We start from the raw sequence: 14499 nt of genomic DNA on the forward strand, positions 1-14499 counted from the left end.
TCACCCGGCCTGTCGTCAGACCAGCAGGTAATGCGTCTCGGCGTTGATCTGAAACGTCAGACGTTGCAGGCTTTCGGCATCCACCACCGTCCAGATCGCATTGCCGGTCGGGCGATAGATCAGCTGCACGTCCTGCACCGCGGCATCACCGCCCAGATCGACCCATCTGAGCCCGAAATCGCTGATCTGCGCCCCGGTGCGGCTGAAGACAAGCCGGTCCTCGGCGGTGTAATCGGAGATCCAGTCGGTGCCCGTGCTCACCCAGCCGTCATGCGCGAAAGCGTCCCTGCCCAGCCCGCCGATCATCCGGTCGTTGCCGCCCTCGCCGTAAAGCCAGTCGTTGCCGTCGCCGCCGTCGAGCAGGTCGGCCCCGCTGCCGCCGCGCAGGGTGTCGTTGTGGCTGCCGCCGCGCAGGGTGTCGGCCCCCGCGCCGCCCCAAAGCGCGTCGGCGCCGCCGCCGCCCGACAGGCTGTCGCCCAGATCCTCGGGTGTCTCGGTTCCCAACCCGCCGTAAAGGCGCTCATTGCCGTCGCCGCCCACAAGGGTATCGGCGCCCGCGCCGCCGACCAGCAGATTGACCCCGGCACCGCCGTTGATCCGGTCGTTGCCCGTGTCGCCGCGCAGCGTGTCATTGCCCGCGTCGCCGTAAAGCGTGTCATTGCCCGCGCCGCCGTTCAGCTGGTTGACCCCGGCGCCACCGCTGATCCGGTCGTTGCCCGCGTCGCCGTAAAGCGTGTCATTTCCCGCATCGCCCAAAAGCGTGTCATTGCCCGTGGCGCCGACAAGGATGTCGTTGCCCTCGCCGCCCGAAAGCAGATCGTCGTCGTCGCCGCCGTTCAGCAGGTCGTCGCCCGCCCCGGCCAGCAGCGTGTCCCGGCCAAGATCCCCCACGATATTGTCGTTGCCGCCATTGCCGACCAGGGAATCGGCGCCCGCCGCGCCGTCGAGCCCGTCATCCTCTTCGCCGCCGATCAGCGTGTCATTGCCGGTGCCGCCGTCCATGCTGTTCGCGCCCTCGCCGCCGATCAGGGAATCGTCGCCGTCATTGCCGGTGATCGAGTCATTGCCGCTGTCGCCGAAGATCACGTCATTGCCGCCGTTGCCCTGAATCACGTCGCTTGCCTCGAGGCCGTGGATGGTGTCGGCTTGGCTGCTGCCGATCAGCGTGTCGCGACCGAACGTGCCTTCCAGCGCGCCGCCAAGACTGTCCGCCACGGTCCGCTCGCCCTGCAACTCGCCCAGCAGCATCAGCCGGTCGGGCAGGCCGAAGCTCAGCCCCGACCAGATGTCGCGCAGCGCCAGTGGCTGCCCGTTCGCCGAGACGATCTCGATCACTGTGCCGGCATGGGACAGCAGCAGTCCGTGGTCGGTGGGGGTCGCGATCAGCTGCGCGGTCGAGCGCAGCATCGGCAGGCCGCTCAGATCGATGCGGTCGCCGGGGCTGTAATCCATCACATATTGCCGATTGGCGGAATTGCGGATCACGAAAGTGTCGTTGCCCGCGCCGCCGAACATGGTCGTGCTGCCCGGACCCGAGACCAGAACATCCTCGCCCGCGAGCCCCATCAGCGTGTCGCGGCCGGAGGTGTTCGCGACCAGCAGGTCATCCAGCGCCGAACCGTCGCGGCGCAGGTTGCCGCCTGTGGCGCCATTCACCGTCACGCCCAGAGCGGCCAGATCGATGTGCAGAAGGCTGAGCCCGGATTGCGCGGCCGAGGCGACGAAAATCTGCAGCTCGGTGCCGACCACCGTCATCGCCACCGCGGTGATGTCCTGCAGGCCAAGCCCGGTGTCCTGCTCCAGCGTCTGCAGATGCACCAGCCGCCCGTCGGCCAGAAGCGTGAACAGGCTCAGCCCGTCGTCGCCGCCGCCCGCCACCACGAAGACCCGGCCCTGCACCACGACCGCCTCCAGCGCGGTGATCATGCCAAAGCGGCTGTCAAGCGTGTCCATCAGGTGATCGGTCGGGCGCAGGCTGCCGGTCGCGGTCAGTTCCATCGCCGAAATCGTGCCGCTGCCGCCCGCCCCCAGCAGCACGAAGGTCTTGCCGAACGCGGTCACGGTGGTCATCACGCTGGGGTCGTTCACGCCCAGACCGTTCGACGCCCCCAGCGCGCCGACCTGCACCAGCGCGCCATTGGCCTCGACGCGGTAGCTGGCGACGCCGTCGAAACTGGTGTCGGCGCGCAGCAGGAACTCCTGCCCGGCCACCGCCGCCATTTCGAGCAGCACCTGCCCGCCGACCGCCCCGCCCGAGGGGCTCGCGGTTGTCGAGACCCAGCGCGGAACGCCGCTGGCGTCGATCGCATAGCCGTTCAACGCGCCGCTGATCGCATCGGCGACATAGATCATGTCGGTGCCGTTGGCGATTTCTGCCGTCAGAAGGCCGTTTTGCAACCAGGGGCTGTGGGCGTCGTCCAGCCGGATCGTCGTCTGCCGCCCCAGATCGCCGGGGGTGGCGCTGTTGGCGCTGAGCAGATCGCCGCCCTGGGTCACGCCGAAAAGAACCCGGGTGTAGCCGTTGAAGGTCGCCCAGGACAGATCCAGGGTCGCCATCCCGGTCAGGCTGCCGGGGAAATAGAAACTGTCGGCGAGGCCCGGCGCGGCCTCTGCCCCGAGCCGCCAGGTCAGCAGACCGCCATTGCTGCCGGTCGCGCTGTAAAGGAAGCTGCCCGAAGCCGTGGTGACGGTTTCGAGCCGTTTGATATCGGTATCGAGCGAGGCAAGCCCCGACTCAACCCTATTGGTGAAAACTATCCGCATCGCACACCCCCAAGATGAGCGGGGACAGGCTCTGCCGTTCCGTCGTCCCGGCAGCGTCGCAGATGCGGCGAAATTGTGACTCTTGGGCGCAATTTTGCACAAATCGCCAATCTGGAAACGGTCCGTTTCGGTGGCGACCCTGGCCGGTTGCGGTGCGGTCCTGTCGCTCTGCGCTTGCCAAGGACGCCGGGACGGGTCTAATCGGACCATGACCCAATTTGCCCTTGCCGCCCTTGCCGCCACCCGCGCCCTGCGCACGCTCTTCGAGCCGACGCCCTTGCAGCGCAATGAGTTCCTGTCCAAACGCTACGAGGCCGAGATCTGGCTCAAGCGCGAAGACCTGACGCCGGTGCGCAGCTACAAGCTGCGCGGCGCCTTTACCGCGATGCGCAAGCTGCTGGAGCTGACCCCCGAGGCGCGGCAGTTCGTCTGTGCCAGCGCGGGCAATCACGCGCAGGGCGTGGCCTTTGCCTGCCGTCATTTCGGCGTGCGGGGAACGATCTTCATGCCGGTGACGACGCCGCAGCAAAAGATCGACAAGACCCGCACCTTTGGCGGCGACGCGGTCGAGATCGTGCTGACCGGCGATTATTTCGACCAGACGCTGGCGGCCTCGCAGAAATTCTGTGCCGAGGCGGGGGCGCATTTTCTGTCGCCCTTCGACGATGAAAACGTGATCGAGGGCCAGGCCTCGGTGGGGGTCGAGATCCTCGATCAGCTGGGCCGGGCGCCCGATCTGGTGATTCTGCCGGTGGGCGGCGGCGGTCTGGCGGCGGGGGTGACGGGCTATCTGCGCGCCACCGCGCCGCAGACCGGCTATCGTTTTGTCGAGCCTCTGGGCGGCGCCAGCCTGACCGCCGCGGTCAAGGCGGCGGCGCCGGTGACGCTCAAACAGGTGAACAGTTTCGTCGATGGCGCGGCGGTGGCGCGGATCGGGGCCCTGCCGCTTGCGGCGCTGGATTGGGTGACCCCCGGCGAGATCCTGCTGGCGCCCGAGGACCGGATCTGCCTGACCATGCTCGAGATGCTGAACCACGAGGGGATCGTGCTGGAACCGGCCGGGGCGCTGGCGCTGAACGTGCTGCCGGAACTGGCCGAGGCGATCCGCGGCAAGACCGTCGTCTGCGTGACTTCGGGCGGGAACTTCGATTTCGAGCGGCTGCCCGAGGTCAAGGAACGGGCGCAGCGCTATTCCGGGCTGAAGAAGTATTTCATCCTGCGGATGCCGCAGCGGCCGGGGGCGTTGCGCGAATTCCTGTCGATGCTGGGGCCGGAAGACGATATCGCGCGGTTCGAATATCTGAAGAAATCCGCCCGCAACTTCGGCTCGGTGCTGATCGGCATCGAGACGAAGCAGGCGGGCGCCTTCGATGCGCTGACGCAAAAGCTGGACGCCGCGGGCTTTGATTACCGCGACATCACCGATGATTCCGCGATCGCCGAATTCCTGATCTGAGCCTCAGGCGGCGGACAGGAATTCGTCGACCCGGCCCATGAAGATGTCCTTCGAGCGGCCGTAACAGTCGAGCACGGCGGCAATGTCCACCGTCGCGGCATTGCCCGCGGCGCAGCGGCGTTCGCCGTCCTGACAGATCGCCCCGAAGTCGCGAAAGCCCAGATTCCAGGCCGAGCCCTTGAGGAAATGCAGCTCGTCGCCCAGCTTGTCCGGCTTGCGGCCCAGATTCATCACCACGCTCTCGACCTCGTCGAGAAACAGCTCGAGCACTTCGGCAAACCCTTCGGCGCCGATTTCGGATCGCAGCTCGGCGACCCGTTCCCAATCGATCATAGTTCCCTCCACAGAGCCCATTTCTCACCACAGCCAAAGGCTACGGGCCATTTCTTGCGGAAGCTTTAACCTCCGATCAGGATTACGGCGATTTACCTGTTCTTAAGGCCGATCGCGCAAAGTGCCTCCTGCGCAGTTCCGGTGAGCCCGTGAGAGATCCGATTTCAGACCGTCCAGATCCGACCTCAGCTTCCGAGCCTGCCCCCGTGCCGCGCCGGGTTCTGGTGGTGGACGACAGCAAGATGCAGCGTCGCATCCTGTCCGCGCTGCTCTCGCGCTCGGGCTACGAGGTGCTGGAAGCCGCCACGGCGGAAGAGGCGCTGGAGATCTGCGACCGGATCGAGCCCGATTTCGTGCTCTCCGACTGGATGATGCCCGGCATGTCGGGGATCGAATTCTGTCAGCAGTTCCGCGCCATGCCGCGCGAGGGCTATGGCTATTTCATCCTTCTGACCTCGAAGACGGACAAGCATGACGTGGCCGAGGGGCTGCAAAGCGGCGCCGATGACTTTCTGGCCAAGCCGGTGAATGGCGACGAGCTGCGGGCCCGGCTGATGGCGGGGGAACGCATCCTCACCATGGAACATGCGATGAAGGAGAAGAACCGGCAGCTGTCTTCGGCGCTGGGCGAATTGCAGTCGCTTTACGATTCGATCAACCGCGATCTGGTCGAGGCCCGCAAGCTGCAGCAATCGCTGGTCAAGGAACGCCATCGCAGTTTCGGCAATGCGCAGGTGTCGCTGACGCTGCGGCCCTCGGGCCATGTCGGCGGCGACCTTGTCGGCTTCTTCCCGATCAACATTCGCCGCGTCGGGCTTTACGGCATCGACGTGTCGGGGCATGGCATCACCTCGGCGCTGATGACGGCGCGGCTGGCGGGCTATCTGTCGGGCACCTCGCCCGAGCAGAACATCGCCCTGATCCAGACCGAATTCGGCTTTTACGACGGCCGTGATCCGGCCGATCTGGCGGCCTATCTGAATACCCTCGTGCTCGAGGAAATGCAGACCGACAGCTATTTCACCCTGATCTATGCCGATGTGGACCTGATTTCCGGCAAGGTCGCGCTGGTGCAGGCGGGCCATCCGCATCCGGCGGTGCTGCGCGCCGATGGGTCGGTGGAGTTTCTGGGCGACGGCGGCCTGCCTGTCGGGCTGATCGAGGGGGCGAGCTACGAAACCGTCACCACCCGGCTTGCGCCCGGGGACCGGCTGTTCCTCGGCTCTGACGGCATCACCGAGGCGGAACCGCCGCGGCGGCCGCAGATCGGCGAGGAGGGGCTGGCGATGCTGCTCAAGCGGCTGAACCTGTTGCGCGGCCCGGCCTTTCTGGATGCGCTTTACTGGGAATTGCAGCGCATGACCTCGGACAACCTGTCCGACGATGTCTCGGCGGTGCTGTTCGAATTCAACGGCGCCAAGGAAAACGTCGGTTAAGGCTCGCGCAGCGCCTCACGCGATTTGTAAAGCGGCTTGAGCAGATATTGCAGCACGGTCTTTTCGCCGGTGTAAAGCTCCACCGTCGCCTGCATCCCGGGCCGGATCTCCAGACGGCGCTGCCGTTCGGTCAGCTGCGCCAGATCGACCCGCAGGGTCACCTTGTAATAGGGTTCGGCATCGGGCTTCTGTTCGTCCTTGAACGTATCCGCCGAGACGAAATGCACCGTGCCCTGCAGGCTGCCGTAAATCGTGTAATCATAAGCCGACAGCTTGATCGTCGCCGCCTGACCCAGCTTCACGTTGGCGATGTCCTTCGGCGCGATCCGGGCATCGATGAACAGCTCCTCGTCCAGCGGGATGATCTCGAGGATCTCCTCGCCCGGCCGCACGACGCCGCCGATCGTCGTCACCGACAGCTTGTTGACGATCCCGTGCATCGGCGAGGTCAGCGTGGTCCGCGCCAGCTGGTCTTGCGACAGTTTCAGCTGCTGGCGCAAGGTGCCCAGCTTTTCCAGCGTCTCGGAATAGTCCGAGGCGCGCTCCAGCTTCGCCTTGGTGGTGATGTCGTTCAGCTGCGCCTCGGCATCGGAATAGGCCTTGCGCGCCTTGGTCACCTCGATCAGCGGCGCCACCTCGCGTTCGAACATCGTCTCCAGCATGTCGCGCTCGGCCTTGGCCTGTTTCAGGATCGCCGCCGCCCCCTTCCTGCGCGAGGCATAATCGCTCAGCCGCGCCCGCAAGAGCGCGCTTTCCGATTTCACGATCTCGGGCACAAGCCGATCCTGCTCATCGCTCGGCACGAATTCATCCAGCCCGTTCATCTCGGCCTCAAGCCGCAGCTGCCGGATTTCCAGCGCCGCGATCTGCGCCTGCAGATCATCGACCTGGGTCCGGTACGAGGTCTCGTGCAGCCGCCCCAGCACCGTGCCGGGCGAGACTTCGTCGCCCTCGGAGACATTCAGCTCCGCCAGAATCCCGCCCTCCAGGTTCTGGATGATCTGCGGCTTCGACGACGAGACGATCTCGCCGGGCCCGCGCACGATCTGGTCGATGCGGGCATAGGCGGACCAGACCAGAAAAGCCAGGATCGACAGGCCGATCAGCCAGATCGTCCAGCTCATCCGACGCGCCGCCGTGGTCACCGCCGAAGGATCGACGGTGCTCATTGCGTCCCCCCGGCCTTCGCCTTGCTCAGATGCGCCAGCACCGCATCGCGCGGACCATCAACCGCCATCCGGCCGTTTTGCAAGATCAGCGTGCGCGCGGTCAGCGCCAGAATCGGCACCCGATGCGTGGCGATGATCGCCGTGCGCCCCTCAAGCCAGGTCTCCAGCCGGCTGACCAGCGTGGTTTCCAGCGTGGTGTCCAGCGCCGCGGTGGGCTCGTCCAGGATCACCACCGTCGGGTCCTGCAGCCAGAGCCGCGCCCAGCCGATCGACTGGCGCTGCCCCACCGAAAGCCCCTCGCCGCCGTCGCGGATCGGCAGATCAAGCCCCTTCGGATGGCTGCGCAGGAACGGCCCCAGCCCGGCAAAATCGAGCGCCCGGTAAAGCCTGTCCTCGTCGCGTTCCAGCTGCGTCAGGTTCAGGTTGTCGCGCAACGTGCCGGAAAACAGCCGCACGTCCTGGCTCAGATACCCCACCGCCCGGCGCAGATCGCGCGGATGCAGCTGGCCCAGATCGACGCCATCCAGCAGGATCCGCCCGCCCGAAGGGTCGTAAACCCCCGCAAGCAGCTTCAGAAGCGTTGACTTGCCAGAGCCGTTCGCGCCCAGAATGGCGACCCTTTGCCCCGGCGGAATGCGCAGCGCGGCAATGTCCACCGTCGCCGATCCCTCGGGGTCGTATTTGAACTCCAGCCCGCGCAGCTCGTATTCGCCCTCGATCCGCTCGGCGCGCAGATAGCTGCGGCTGGCCGCCTGCACCTGATCGGCGCTTGCGATTTCCTCCAGCCCCTGCAGTGCCGCCTTCACATTGGCCCAGCGCGCCATCGTCCCCGCCAGCTGCGTCAGCGGCGCCAGCGTGCGCGAGGTCAGAAGCCCGATGGCGATGATCGCGCCGACGGTGAACTCGCCCTCGAAGACCATATAGGCGCCGACCATCACCGCGGTCACATAGGTCGCCTGCTGCACCATCTGCGCCCAATAGGTCAGCGCCGAGGCAAGCTTGCGGCTTTCCGAGGATTTCACCGCCGAAAGCGTCGTCAGCTCTTCCCAGACCCGCTTGAACCGGTCGGCGCCGCGCTGGGTGGCCACCGTTTCATGCTCATAAATCGCCTCGTGCAGAAGCTTCGCCGCCCGGGCCGAGGCGCCTTGCGTCGATTGCGTGATCTTCATCATCTTGCCCTGCAGCAGGAAGCCGGGCACCACCATCAGGATCGCTCCCGCCAGCAGCACCCAGACCAGATTGCCGCCGATCGAGGCGACAAGGGCAAGGAAGATGAAGATGAAGGGAATGTCGGCGATCGTGCCGATGGTCGAGGCGGTGAAGAACTCCCGCACCGAGGAAAATTCCCGCATCGCGGAAAACAGCTGGCTGGGCGAACGCCGACCGGGCGCCGCCTTCATCCCCAAAAGCCGGTCCATCAGCAGGCTTTGCACCGTCAGCTCGATCTTGCGCCCGGACAGATCCATCAGCCCCGACCGGGCCAGCTTCAGCGCCATTTCCAGCACCAGCGCCAGCAGCGCGCCAAGGGCCAGCACCCAAAGCGTCGCTTCGGATTTGTGCGGGATCACGCGGTCATAGACCTGCATCGAGAACATCGAAACCGCGACGGCCAGGATATTGGCAAAAAGCGAGCCCAGCGCCACTTCGACAAAGGCGCGGCGTTGCGCCTTGAAGGCGCCCCAGAACCAATGTTCGGGCGCGGTGTCGGGGGCGTGGCGTTGTTCCAGCTGGCGCAGCGAGGTGCGGGCGCGGATGATCTTGCCAGAAAAGAACGGCGCGAATTCGGTCAGGGCCACTTCGGCGCGCTGATCGGGGCAGGTCTTGTCATAGACGAACAGCAGTTCGGCTTCCTGCCGGATCACCAGCACCAGCTGCCCCGAGGTCATCTGCGCCAGCGCCGGCCATTGCCCGGGCGAGAGCCGGGTGATCTGCTCGACCGTGGCGGTCATCCCCGCCACCCGCAGCACCGCGGCGATATGTTCGGGCTGGACCTCCCCCGCCTCGGCGCCGGTGACGGCGGCGGTGGCCTCGCCCACGGCCAGAAGCATCTGTTCCAGAATATCGGCGGCGGGCACCTGCGCCCCCAGCAGCGCGGCATAGGCCGAGGCCAGTTCCGCCCGCGCCCGCGCCCGTCCGGGGGTCTTGGGCGGGTTCGGCTGCGCGGGCACGGCTTTGGGCAAAGCGCCATCGGACGCCCCGCTGACACGGGCCGCATTCAGATCGAAGGCTATCACCCGGTCTGCCAAACTCCCGCACCGTTTCAGATATTGCTGCCGTCCACCAATATCCCGTGTTTGCGCGCGATTTCCAGCTCTATCAGCGCGATGTCATACTTCAGCCCGGCCTGCGCATGGGCCATCTGCGCGTGGTTTTCATACATGCTCACCAGATCCATCAGCGACCGCCGCCCCATCTTGTATTGCTCGGTGAACATTTCCAGCCCGGCGGCGGTTTCCGCCACCACCGCGCCATCGCGGGCCTCCCGCGCGGCAAGCGCGGCGATCTTGGCGCGCAGCGCCGCCAGCTCCTGCGCCTCGGCCTGTTCGGTCCGCGCCACCCGGGCCGACGCCGCCTCGCGCGTGGCCTCGACCGCTTCCAGCTGCGCTTTCGTGCCAAAGCCCAGCATCTGATCGATGCCCAGCGTCAGGCCGATGTCGCTGTCGCCGCTGCCGGTGCGGGCCTCGGCGCCCAGTTTCGGCAGATGCCCGGCGCGGTTGATCTGCGCCTCGGCCTCGGCCCGTTCCGCCTCGGCGCGCGATTTCGTCACCGAAAGCGGCCCGGGCAGGGGCTCTGGCAGGGCCAGGGCGTTCATCCCCGCAAGCCCGTCGAGCGGCACCGCCGTCATCGCGCGCAGCTGCGCCAGCGCCGCCGTCGCCGCGTCGCGATCGGCCTGGGCCGTCGCCTGCATCTCGGACAGCTTTTGCGCCAGCACCCGCGCCTCGGTGCCATCCGACAGCCCGCCTTCGACGCGGATCTGCATGATCGTGTTGAAATCGCCCAGTTTCGCAACCGAACGATCGGCCACCGCCGCCTGTTCGCGCGCCTTCAGCGCGTTGATATAGGCCCGCAGCCCCTCGGCCACGGTGTCGTTCATCTCGGCCGAAAGCGACACCGCCGCCACTTCGACATCGGCCGCCGCCGCTTCGCGCTCGGCCCGTTTCGCGCCATTGTCCCACAAGGTCTGGCTGATCAGCAGCTCGGCCGCCAGATCGCCCAGCCGCGTCAGGCTGAGGCTGGGCCCGATCCGCGGCAGCCAGTTCTTCGAGGTCGCCTGCGCCGTCAGCCGCGCCACCCGCAGCTCCGCCTTGGCAGAGCCCTTGGCATCGCGCAGCACCGCCTCGGCCACCTGCGCATAGGGGCCCGAGCCGGGCAGCACCGACACCCGGCCCGCCAGCTCGGCGATGATCGCCGAGGTCTCGGCGGTGGTGCCGGGCTGGCCCGCGACAAGGCTGGCCGTCGCCGGCGAGAAGGCCGAGCGGCCGGTGGGGAAGGGGGTTCCCTCCATGCAGCCGCTCGCCATCATCGCAATCAGTGCCGCCGCCGACATCCGGGCCACGGGGAGGGCCCGGAAAAGCGGCGTGAAGCTGCCATTCCGGGTCATCGGGGCACCGTCAGATCGTGACGTTGGTGATCGAGTCGTCGATCAGGATGCGGTGTCCCTCGTCTCCCAGCGTGTAGATGCTGAAGTTGTGCCCGTCGATCGACGCCGTCGCGCCGGTGTCGGTGGCCCCCAGCGCGGTGACGCGGTCGTTGGCATCGCCCCGCACGATCAGGTCGTTGTCGCCGCCGGTCAGCGACTGCAGCTGCGCGGCGGTGATCGTCAGATTGACCGAGGCGTGATGCAGGTCGATGGCTCCGAAGTCGAACCGGTCCAGCCCGCTGTTGTTCAGATCCATCGTCACGCTGCCGTTCGGGCTGACGACCAGCAGGGTCGACACCGCGTTTCCGGCGGTATCGCTGTCGGTGACGACAAGGAACTGCCCATCCGGCACCCGGTTGAACGCATAATATTCGTCCGAGCCCGGTGTGGTCGTTGGCGCGCTGTCACGCAGCAAGGTGACGGTGCCATCCGCCGCGACGGTTTCGATCACATAGTGATCGGCCTCGCTGACATCGGCGTAAAGGCCGCGGGTGCCGTTGCCGTTGTTGGTCACGTCACCGATCACCGGCGCATCCGGCGCCACCAGGTCATAGGTGAAGCTGCCCGAGGTCGTCGCGGTGTTATGCGCGGTATCGGTGGCCACGGCGGTATAGTGCATCGTCCCCGAGCCGCCCGGCATGTCGGTCGTGGTGAAGACCGCGGTCCAGGTCCCGTCGCCGCGGGCGGTGACGGTGCGCACGGCGCCGTTTTCCAGTGTCACCGCGACCGTGGCCCCGGGTTCGACCGTGCCCGAGATCGCAAAGCCCGTCTGCGCCTCGGCCCGGTTCACCACGTTGTCGTTTGTCACCGTGCTGACGGCCTGGAAGTTGCGCACCAGCGGATCGACATCGATCAGACTGGTCTGGGTCGCGGTGTTGCCATAGGGATCGGTGGCCTTCACCGTCAGCTGCAGGTTGTTCGTCTCACTTGTCGGCAGGTCCGAAGCCGGGATGTTCGCCGACCAGGTGCCGTCCGACTTCACCGAGGCAGTGACGACCCGGCCCGAGGCCAGCTGCACGGTGACGACCGATCCGGCCTCGACGGTGCCCTCGATCCGCAGCCCGCCCGAAGCCTCGGCGCCGTTCACCACGCCGTCGGTGCCGGGGGTGTCGGTCCAGTGCGACAGCGGTTTCACCTCGGTGTCGACATCGATCAGATGCGTCGTGGTGGCGGTATTGCCGGCAAGGTCGGTCGCGGTGACCGTGGCCGTGCCGGTATAGGTGCCCGCGGCATATTCCCCGGCGCTGAAGGCGGCGCTCCAGCGGCCATTCGCATCGGCGGTGACGCTGTGCGAGCCGGTGCCGAACTGCACCACCACCGTGGCCCCGGCCTCGGCCGTGCCGGTCAGCACCAGATTGCCCGCGGCGCGTTCGGCCTGGTTCACCAGATCGTCCCCGCCCGCCAGATTGGTATCGAAGCGGACGCTGGTTTCGGTATCGACGGCCAGCGTGTCGGTCAGCGTGGTGACGTTGCCGTGGATGTCGGTCGCGGTGACCAGCATGCCCTTGGTATAGGTGCCCCCCGGCAGGTCGGAGGTCGGGAAGGTCACGTTCCAGTTGCCGTTGCCACCGACGGTGGTGGTCTGTTCATGGCCGTCGATCACGACGCGGATCGTCGCGCCGGGCTCGCTCGTGCCGCGAATGGTGACGCCATCGGCATGTTCGCTGGCGTTTTCGATGTCGCCGGTCGAGCGCGCGCCCTCGGTGATCGCCACCGGCGGACGGGTCATGTCGATCAGGTAATCGGGGCCGTCGAGATTGTAGATCTTGCCGCCGGGCGCGGTCACCACCACGCTCGAGGAATAATCGCCATCCGCCGGGAAGGTCGAGCCGGTGAAGGTCACCGACCAGGTGCCGCTGGCACCGACGGTGGCGGTCAGGGTCTTGCCGCCCAGGGTGACCACCACAGTCGAGCCGGTCTCGCCGGTGCCCGATACCGTCGCCGAGGCTGCGGTATTGGTGGTCAGCGTCGCCGGATCGCGCTCATCGACGGTGGGCGTCGGATGCGTGGGCTCGGTCGGGTCGGTCGGCCCGGTGGGGTCGGTCGGGTTGGTGGGGCCGGTCGGCCCGGTAGGATCGGTCGGGTTGGTGGGACCGGTCGGTCCGGTAGGATCGGTCGGGTTGGTCGGCCCGGTCGGTCCGGTGGGATCGGTCGGGTTGGTGGGGCCGGTCGGCCCGGTGGGGTCGGTCGGGTTGGTGGGACCGGTCGGGTTCGTCGGGTTGGTCGGCCCGGTGGGGTCGGTCGGGTTGGTGGGACCGGTCGGGTTCGTCGGCCCGGTCGGGTTCGTTGGGTTGGTCGGCCCGGTGGGGTCGGTCGGATTGGTGGGGCCGGTCGGGTTCGTCGGGTTGGTCGGCCCGGTGGGGCCGGTCGGGTTCGTCGGGTTGGTCGGCCCGGTGGGGTCGGTCGGGTTGGTGGGGCCGGTCGGGTTCGTCGGGTTGGTCGGCCCGGTGGGGTCGGTCGGGTTGGTGGGACCGGTCGGGTTCGTGGGGGTCGTCGGGCTGGTCGAACCGCCGCCGCCGCCGCCGCCGGCAACGCCCAGACCGGCCAGGCCGGCCGCAGCCCAGCCCAGCGGCCCCAGAGCCAGCGCAGCCGGAGCAAAGGCCGCCATGCCGGTGACATCATCCCCGGCCGGGGCCAGGATGCCATCGCCATCAAGGAAGGCCAGCTGGTCGTTCGGGCTCCATTTCCCCATCACCTCGGGGGTGCCGTAATCGGCATAAATCACCCCGTTGCCGCCCTCTTCAAGCGCCACCGCGGTCAGTTCCCCGTCCGAAGAGATGTAAAGCTCGCCCCGCGCGGGATAGAAGCCCGACAGGGTGATGGTGCGCCCGTCGACCAGAACGATCTGGAGATCGTCGCCGTCCCGCATGTATTTCAGGATGCTGGTCTTGCTCAGGTTCAGCGAAATCTCGTCGCCAACCCCCACCTGAATGAAGTCGCTTGCGCCCGCACCGGCAACAACGCCACGGGAAATACCGCCCATAGTATCACGGACGGCAAAGTCGACAGACTCCGCCATTATACTGCTCCGCCTCGAACATGAACCGGCTCTTTTGGCCGACTGTTAACTGCTAAACTTCGAATACCTCAAAATTGACACAATGACTAGCGGTCCTGTTGACGCCGGGACAGTTTCGCGTTGCAAAAGCCCGATATTGCAGTGTTTTCGCAACACTCAGCCCAAATTTTGCAGAACTTTCGCCATGAAGTGCCGATCCCCGGAATTGCTCAGCGCGGCCAGCGCCTCGGCGCCCGACATCCAGAAGGCGGTATGGCCGGGTTCGCTCGGCGGGCCACGGCGCAGCGCCGGACGCGCCAGATAGATGTGGCAGACCTTTTCGGCCCAGCGGTCATATTCCGGCATGTAGGTGAAGCGCCGATAGGCCCCCAGCCGCCGATGCCCGCTGATCGACCAGCCGGTCTCCTCGTAGACCTCGCGGTTCAGCGCCGTCAGCGCGCCTTCGCCCGGGTCGATGCCGCCGCCGGGCAGCTGGAATTCGGGGGTCGGTTCGGTCTGATGCGTCAGCAGGAATCGGTCGCCCCGCATCAGCACCGCATAGGCCCCCGGCCGCAGCCTGTAGCGCTGCCCTGCCACCACCTGTTCGCCAAACCGCCGCATTTTCGCACATCCTCTGTTGGGGGAACCGGTTGCCCCGCCTATATAGGCACGATATGCCAGCCCAAGGGCTGCTCGAAAACCCC

9 protein-coding genes are annotated in these 14499 nt (G+C 66.8%); 2 read left to right on the forward strand and 7 right to left on the reverse strand.

The genetic code is table 11. The features are described 5' to 3' along the window. Nucleotides 1-15: 15 nt before the first annotated feature. A complete protein-coding gene (locus AC4PTB_RS01045; RefSeq protein WP_492191281.1) occupies nt 16-2763 on the reverse strand; it encodes a calcium-binding protein in 2748 nt (915 codons plus the stop codon). A gap of 208 nt (nt 2764-2971) precedes the next feature. Between AC4PTB_RS01045 and ilvA the strand changes: the two genes are divergently transcribed. Then, entirely contained in the window at nt 2972-4219 is a 1248-nt protein-coding gene (gene ilvA, locus AC4PTB_RS01050) for a threonine ammonia-lyase IlvA (RefSeq protein WP_492191282.1), read from the forward strand. Nucleotides 4220-4222: 3 nt separating this feature from the next. Here the strand turns inward: ilvA and AC4PTB_RS01055 are convergent, their stop codons facing one another. Continuing rightward, nucleotides 4223-4552 carry an Hpt domain-containing protein gene (locus tag AC4PTB_RS01055; RefSeq protein WP_055211186.1) on the reverse strand — a complete coding sequence of 110 codons (330 nt, stop codon included), beginning with the start codon at nt 4550-4552 and terminating at the stop codon, nt 4223-4225. A gap of 206 nt (nt 4553-4758) precedes the next feature. Here AC4PTB_RS01055 and AC4PTB_RS01060 point away from each other — a divergent pair, with 206 nt between their 5' ends. Beyond that, nucleotides 4759-5988 (forward strand): PP2C family protein-serine/threonine phosphatase, encoded by a 1230-nt coding sequence (locus AC4PTB_RS01060; RefSeq protein ID WP_492191283.1) that lies wholly within the window; start codon nt 4759-4761, stop codon nt 5986-5988. Here AC4PTB_RS01060 and AC4PTB_RS01065 read toward each other — a convergent pair. The 5 genes from AC4PTB_RS01065 to AC4PTB_RS01085 form a co-directional block, all read right to left on the reverse strand. Continuing rightward, the gene (locus tag AC4PTB_RS01065; protein WP_492191284.1) at nt 5985-7157 is read right to left on the reverse strand and encodes an HlyD family type I secretion periplasmic adaptor subunit; all 1173 of its coding nucleotides are present in this window, start codon (nt 7155-7157) and stop codon (nt 5985-5987) included. The genes AC4PTB_RS01060 and AC4PTB_RS01065 overlap by 4 nt on opposite strands. Further along, on the reverse strand, nt 7154-9391 hold the full coding sequence (locus AC4PTB_RS01070; RefSeq protein WP_492191285.1) for an ATP-binding cassette domain-containing protein: 2238 nt from the start codon (nt 9389-9391) through the stop codon (nt 7154-7156). The genes AC4PTB_RS01065 and AC4PTB_RS01070 overlap by 4 nt, the downstream gene beginning before the upstream one ends. Nucleotides 9392-9417: 26 nt before the next feature. Continuing rightward, entirely contained in the window at nt 9418-10758 is a 1341-nt protein-coding gene (locus AC4PTB_RS01075; RefSeq protein WP_492191286.1) for a TolC family protein, read from the reverse strand. Between the two features lie 10 nt (nt 10759-10768). Next, nucleotides 10769-13780, reverse strand: a complete 3012-nt coding sequence (locus AC4PTB_RS01080) for an Ig-like domain-containing protein (RefSeq protein ID WP_492191287.1) — start codon at nt 13778-13780, stop codon at nt 10769-10771. 192 nt (nt 13781-13972) lie between these two features. Beyond that, nucleotides 13973-14416 (reverse strand): NUDIX domain-containing protein, encoded by a 444-nt coding sequence (locus AC4PTB_RS01085; protein ID WP_492191288.1) that lies wholly within the window; start codon nt 14414-14416, stop codon nt 13973-13975. Nucleotides 14417-14499 lie beyond the last annotated feature (83 nt).

The organism is Rhodobacter sp. 4.3.4 (genome assembly GCF_058724655.1).

Excerpts from the sequence above, each read along its gene's own strand:
- AC4PTB_RS01075 (WP_492191286.1), bottom strand. The coding sequence starts at position 10,758 with ATGACCCGGAATGGCAGCTTCACGCCGCTTTTCCGGGCCCTCCCCGTG.
- AC4PTB_RS01085 (WP_492191288.1), bottom strand. The coding sequence starts at position 14,416 with ATGCGGCGGTTTGGCGAACAGGTGGTGGCAGGGCAGCGCTACAGGCTG.
- AC4PTB_RS01045 (WP_492191281.1), bottom strand. The coding sequence starts at position 2,763 with ATGCGGATAGTTTTCACCAATAGGGTTGAGTCGGGGCTTGCCTCGCTC.
- AC4PTB_RS01080 (WP_492191287.1), bottom strand. The coding sequence starts at position 13,780 with ATGGGCGGTATTTCCCGTGGCGTTGTTGCCGGTGCGGGCGCAAGCGAC.
- ilvA (WP_492191282.1), top strand. The coding sequence starts at position 2,972 with ATGACCCAATTTGCCCTTGCCGCCCTTGCCGCCACCCGCGCCCTGCGC.
- AC4PTB_RS01055 (WP_055211186.1), bottom strand. The coding sequence starts at position 4,552 with ATGATCGATTGGGAACGGGTCGCCGAGCTGCGATCCGAAATCGGCGCC.
- AC4PTB_RS01065 (WP_492191284.1), bottom strand. The coding sequence starts at position 7,157 with ATGAGCACCGTCGATCCTTCGGCGGTGACCACGGCGGCGCGTCGGATG.